Here is a 1,395-nt window from a genome sequence, read left to right on the forward strand (position 1 = left end):
GTGCAGCCCGGGCCGTCCGCCGCCGCGGACGCCCCCGCCCAGGGCCCCCTGACGGTGGCGAGCTACTTCTACATCGGCGGCCGCTACGAGCGCGTCGCCGACAAGACCGTGATGGTCGGCCAGATGTTCGTGCAGTCGCGGCGGCCGGCCACAGTCACGCAGCCCTGGCCGGTGGTGATGGTCCACGGCATCTCGCAGACCGGGGTCAACTTCCTCGGGACGCCGGACGGCCGGCCCGGCTGGGCCCAGCGCTTCGTCGAGAAGGGGTTCGCGGTCTACATCGTCGACCAGGTCGGCCGCGGCCGGTCCGGCACCAACCCGGAAGTCTACGGGCCCTACGCCCGGTTCTCGACCCGCGCCCTGGAGGAGACCTACACCGCCCAGGAGCTCTACGACCTGTTCCCGCAGGCCAAGCTCCACACCCAGTGGCCGGGCGGCCCCGGCGTGCAGGGGAACGCCGCCTTCGACCAGTTCTTCGCCAGCCAGGTGCCCTACCTCGCCGGCGCGCAGCAGACCGAGGAGCTGGTCGACCCGGCGCTGATCGCGCTGCTGGACAAGATCGGGCCGGCGGTGCTGGTCACCCACGGGCAGGCCGGGCTGTTCGGCTGGGCGGTCTCGGATGCGCGGCCCGACCTCGTGAAGGCCCACGTCGCGATCGAGCCGAACGGGCCGCCCTTCTTCGACGTGCGCCTGCGCGGCGGCAAGGACTTCTACGAGAAGGCGGGCGACGGGCGCGCCCGCGCCTACGGCATCACCCGCGTGCCGCTGACCTTCGACCCGCCGGTGACGTCGCCCGAGGATCTCGTGGTGATGCAGGCCAAGGCCCCGGCGGCCGAGGGGCGGATCCGCTGCTGGCTCCAGGGCGAGCCGGTGCGCCGGCTCCCGAACCTCGCCCGCGTGCCGGCGGTGATCGTGACCGCCGAAGCCTCGTTCCGCACCCCGGTCGACGACTGCACCACCGCCTTCCTCGCCCAGGCCGGTGCCAGGCCCGACAGCCTCAAGCTCGTCGACCAGGGCCTGCGCGGCAACGGCCACATGATGATGCTGGAAAAGAACAGCGACCAGGTCGCCGACGCGCTGATCGGCTGGATCGCCGCGCGCCCGCGCTGAGGCCGCCCGGGCAGAGAAGAGCAGGGCAGGGCACGCGGAGCGCCGTGGCCGGGATGGCGGTATCAACCGTGGCTTGCAGGCCACAGGGCGGGCGCATCCGTCCGCCGAGGCCTTGTGCGCGATCCGGCCCGGCCGTAACGAAGACCCCGAAAACCTAGTAATAACATCAGTTTAGCATCATTCCAAACAACGTCGCGAAGCCGTTTTCGCAGCGATCGTCCCCTGCTGTCCGCATCCTGGCAAGGCCCTTCAGTCCCATGCGTCGTCCCGCCCCCCGCCCCACCC

General features: G+C 71.6%; 1 protein-coding gene. It reads left to right on the top strand.

The genetic code is table 11. The features are described from left to right. Positions 1–1,110 (top strand): alpha/beta hydrolase, encoded by a 1,110-nt coding sequence (locus tag FV223_RS27635; RefSeq protein ID WP_246689837.1) that lies wholly within the window; start codon positions 1–3, stop codon positions 1,108–1,110. Positions 1,111–1,395: the final 285 nt, after the last annotated feature.

It is taken from the genome of Methylobacterium sp. WL116 (assembly GCF_008039455.1).
GTDB lineage: Bacteria > Pseudomonadota > Alphaproteobacteria > Rhizobiales > Beijerinckiaceae > Methylobacterium.